Raw genomic sequence first — 4,148 nt, 5'->3', positions numbered from 1 at the left:
TCGCATCGCTCCCCGACACCTTGTCAATAGACGTGCGTCACAGAGATGAAAAATAATGGCGTATTATTTAACGGCGAGAGCACCAACAAATAACATGGCAATTACATGCCTGATTGGAATTTAATTATTCCTGTCATCGCCGTAATGATATCAATAATATTTGACGGATATATCCACTATTATTGGGACGGCTCAACGCGTTATCTAAATAATAGTTCGGCCGCCATATCGCCGCGTTATTCGATTTAATAAATCACATCGACAATTTAATCTGCTGCTAATTTAACCGCCGTCATAAGTAAATCTAATACCTAATCCAGAAGGATGACGATTAGATAAATACACCCATAAAACCAAACGAAAACAATAAGATAAAAACAACCAACACACAAGACACAGCACATCTATGACGGGTAAATATCAAAAAAAACTCACTTTTCACTTTTTTTAGCGACATTTGTATTTCCCCTGACGGAAAAAAACGGTAAAACCCTTGATTCGCTGTTATTCAATAAGGCAAACACAATACGCCCAATAACAAGTCAGGGTGTCGGCTGAGTGTGTAAAAAAATACGCATGAAACGCCACGCTGCAATAACACGGTGTAGTCTGTACACATTCATCAACATGAGGTTCGTATGCAAAGGCAGAAGTTACTTTTACAGATAGTGGTCGCTATCGTCATCGGGATCATCGTCGGATGGGCCTGTCATGAGTTCCTGGATGGTGCTCGTGCCAAAGAAATCGCTTCCTATTTCAATCTGGTCACCGATATTTTCCTGCGCCTTATCAAGATGATTATCGCACCACTGGTCTTCGCCACGCTGGTTTCTGGTCTTGCCAGTATGGGTGACTCTGCTGCCGTGGGCCGTGTTGGTCTGAAAGCTATGATCTGGTTCGTCACCGCGTCTATTCTGTCATTGATTATCGGTATGGCGCTGGCCAACCTTTTCCAGCCGGGTGCGGGCATGAATCTGGTCGCGACAACCACGCACGTTTCTACTGGGTTGAGCACTGACGGATTCACGTTGAAAAGCTTCATCAGCCACATCTTCCCGAAAAGCATTGTGGAAGCGATGGCCAACAACGAAATTCTGCAGATTCTGGTCTTCTCCCTCTTCTTCGGCTCCGCGCTGGCTTATGTGAAACAACATAACAAGCATGCCACCACGATTCAGTCTTTGATCGACGAACTCGCTAAAGTGATGTTCCGTGTCACAGATTACGTGATGGGACTGGCGCCGATTGCCGTATTCGCCGCTATCGCCTCCGCAATCACGACTCAGGGCTTGGGTCTGCTGTATGACTTCGGCAAGCTGATCGGCGAGTTCTACATCGGCCTGGCGCTGTTGTGGGGCGCCTTGTTCCTGGTGGGCTATGCCTTCCTGGGCAAACGCATCGTCGTGCTGGGTAAACTGATCCGCGAACCGACCGTACTGGCTTTCGCCACCGCCAGCAGCGAATCCGCCTATCCGAAAACCATGGAAGCGCTGACCAAATTCGGCGTGCCGAAGAAAATCTCCAGCTTCGTGCTGCCGTTGGGTTATTCCTTCAACCTTGATGGCTCCATGATGTATCAGTCCTTCGCCATCCTGTTCATCGCGCAGGCTTACAACATCGACCTGAGCCTGACCCAGCAGATTCTAATCCTGCTGACGCTGATGATCACCAGCAAAGGCATGGCCGGCGTCGCCCGCGCCTCCGTCGTGGTCGTCGCCGCAACGCTGCCGATGTTCAGCCTGCCGGAAGCCGGTATTCTGCTGATTCTGGGCATCGACCAATTCCTGGATATGGGCCGCACCGCGACCAACGTCATCGGCAACAGCATTTCCACCGCGGTGGTTTCCAGTCTGGAAAAAAATGTCCATGACGACGAGGAGGAGGATGAAGCCACAGAGGCCTCCGCCCCTCAGGCAACTGAAACCGGGCAACAACACGCCTGAGTCTCCTGCCAACCATAAAAAACAGCGGCGATTTAGCCGCTGTTTTTTTGCCCTCGGCGCCTACTTCCTCCGCAACCGTTTCTAAAAAACCATCACTTTGCGCATTCTGTCAGCAAACGAACCGAATTTAGGGTTTCGGCCTTTGACATGCCCTCTGCCCCTCGTTATTATGCGCCCCGTTCACACGATTCCTCTGTAGTTCAGTCGGTAGAACGGCGGACTGTTAATCCGTATGTCACTGGTTCGAGTCCAGTCAGAGGAGCCAAATTCTTGTTTTCATGCCACTTTGCGAATCCCTATGTGATTCAGATTCAATAAGTTAGCGTGAAAAGTCTTCCCGATGCATTTTTAGTTTTCCCTCTGCATCGGGAGAATTTGGTGGTCAGATTTGGGGTCAAGTTGGTTCGATGACGGAGTGACCCCCAAATGTCTCTTAACGACTCAAAAATCCGCAACTTAAAACCATCCGCAAAACCCTTCAAAGTCTCCGATTCTCACGGTCTATACCTTTTAGTTAATCCAAGCGGTTCACGTCTCTGGTATCTCAAATATCGTATCAATAGAAAAGAATCCCGCCTCGGCTTAGGTGCCTATCCCGGTGTATCTTTGGCCGATGCTCGTCAACAACGTGACGGAATCCGCAAATTGCTGGCGCAGAATATCAATCCAGCACAACAACGCTCTGCTGAGAGAGCCACTGCCTCATCAGAGGAAACCTTCAAATCAGTGGCGCTAAGTTGGCATAAAAGCAACAGAGCATGGTCGGAGAACCATGCAACCCGCCTGCTTGCCAGCATGAACAATCATATCTTCCCGATAATTGGACAACTGCCAGTCACTGAACTGAAAACCCGCCATTTCATCGACCTGCTGAAAAGGATTGAGAAAAAAGGTCTGCTGGAAGTGGCGGCGCGCACTCGGCAACATATGTGCAATATCATGCGCCATGCCGTGCACCAGGAGTTGATAGAGCATAATCCGGCAGCCAATCTGGACGGTATCATCACCCCGCCCGTTAAACGCCACTACCCTGCCCTTACGCTAGAAAAACTACCGGAACTGTTGACTCGCATTGAGGATTACAAGCAAGGGCGAGAATTAACCCGTTTGGCGGTATCACTTACTCTGCTCCTTTTCATCCGCTCCAGCGAGTTGCGCTTTGCCCGTTGGTCTGAGATTGATTTCAGAAACAAAATCTGGATCATTCCGGCTACTCGTGAAGCCATCCCCGGAGTGCGTTATTCCGGGCGTGGTGCCAAAATGCGCACGCCGCATATCGTTCCCCTCTCCCGTCAGTCCATCACTATTTTGAAACAGATACGGGAAATCTCAGGGCATCAGGAACTCATATTTCCCGGTGCTCATAATCCGTATAAGCCAATGTGCGAAAACACGGTCAACAAAGCTTTGCGCCTGATGGGTTATGACACAAAAGATGAAATCTGCGGTCACGGATTCCGGACAATGGCCTGTAGTGCCTTGATGGAATCTGGACTATGGGCACAGGATGCAGTTGAACGGCAAATGAGCCATCAAGAACGCAATAGCGTTCGAGCTGCTTACATCCATAAAGCAGAATATCTCGATGCTCGTAAAGCGATGATGCAATGGTGGTCGGATTATCTGGATATAAACCGGGAAGAATATGTTGCGTCATACATTTATGCTCAACAACATAAGACGGCTAGAGCTTCCTGATCGATAACGCACCTAAGAGCAGATCCTGATAACAGGGTCTGCTTTTCAGACAGCAAGAAAATCTTGCCTCAGCATTTCACAAACAGTCGAGAAATATCAGTAAATTGCTCAGACTGGATACGTTAATGAAGGTCTATTGCGGGGTAATCAACAACGTAGAATTAGGGTTACTTTTCTTATAACGATGGTACTGCAAGATTAGCGTTGCGAGATCCTCATCGACAGCATAAAAATACGCTTCCGGCACATCCAGCACCGCCGCAAATCGGCAAACCAGACCAAAATCCGGCGAACTGACTTCCCTTTCATACTGGCTTACGCGGGAACTCGACGTCTCTTCATCCAGTCCAGCGAGACAACCGAGCTCGACCTGTTTTAATCCTGCATTCACTCGCGCCAGTCTTAATCGTTTACCAATCACGGCATTACCTGCTTCGCAGATTAACATAAGCCGATTATCGCCGTTCACGATATGCCTCTCTTGAAGTGATTCTTCACCCAGTAAAT

Annotated in this window: 3 protein-coding genes and 1 tRNA gene; 3 read left to right on the top strand and 1 reads right to left on the bottom strand. The window is 48.7% G+C overall.

Annotated elements, in window-relative coordinates:
- Nucleotides 1–638 precede the first annotated feature (638 nt).
- The 3 genes from Q7O77_RS15200 (at nucleotide 639) to Q7O77_RS15190 (ending at nucleotide 3,641) form a co-directional block, all read left to right on the top strand.
- Nucleotides 639–1,943: a dicarboxylate/amino acid:cation symporter gene (locus tag Q7O77_RS15200; RefSeq protein WP_304169235.1), complete on the top strand. Its 1,305-nt coding sequence runs from the start codon at nucleotides 639–641 to the stop codon at nucleotides 1,941–1,943.
- Between the two features lie 189 nt (nucleotides 1,944–2,132).
- A tRNA-Asn gene (locus tag Q7O77_RS15195) sits at nucleotides 2,133–2,208 on the top strand.
- Nucleotides 2,209–2,369: 161 nt separating this feature from the next.
- Nucleotides 2,370–3,641, top strand: a complete 1,272-nt coding sequence (locus Q7O77_RS15190) for an integrase arm-type DNA-binding domain-containing protein (RefSeq protein ID WP_304169233.1) — start codon at nucleotides 2,370–2,372, stop codon at nucleotides 3,639–3,641.
- A 133-nt stretch (nucleotides 3,642–3,774) separates the two neighbouring features.
- On the opposite strand, the gene Q7O77_RS15185 is transcribed toward Q7O77_RS15190, so the two are convergent.
- Nucleotides 3,775–4,089, bottom strand: a complete 315-nt coding sequence (locus tag Q7O77_RS15185) for a helix-turn-helix domain-containing protein (RefSeq protein ID WP_025918867.1) — start codon at nucleotides 4,087–4,089, stop codon at nucleotides 3,775–3,777.
- Nucleotides 4,090–4,148 lie beyond the last annotated feature (59 nt).

Origin of the sequence: Lonsdalea britannica, assembly GCF_946477055.1 — a bacterium.
GTDB lineage: Bacteria > Pseudomonadota > Gammaproteobacteria > Enterobacterales > Enterobacteriaceae > Lonsdalea > Lonsdalea britannica_A.
The sequence above is the reverse complement of the archived record's forward strand: the minus strand, read 5'-3'. Positions and strand labels throughout refer to the sequence as shown.

What these genes read in the sequence shown, in the direction of transcription:
- Q7O77_RS15200 (WP_304169235.1), top strand. Translation starts at nt 639, where the DNA reads ATGCAAAGGCAGAAGTTACTTTTACAGATAGTGGTCGCTATCGTCATC.
- Q7O77_RS15185 (WP_025918867.1), bottom strand. Translation starts at nt 4,089, where the DNA reads ATGTTAATCTGCGAAGCAGGTAATGCCGTGATTGGTAAACGATTAAGA.
- Q7O77_RS15190 (WP_304169233.1), top strand. Translation starts at nt 2,370, where the DNA reads ATGTCTCTTAACGACTCAAAAATCCGCAACTTAAAACCATCCGCAAAA.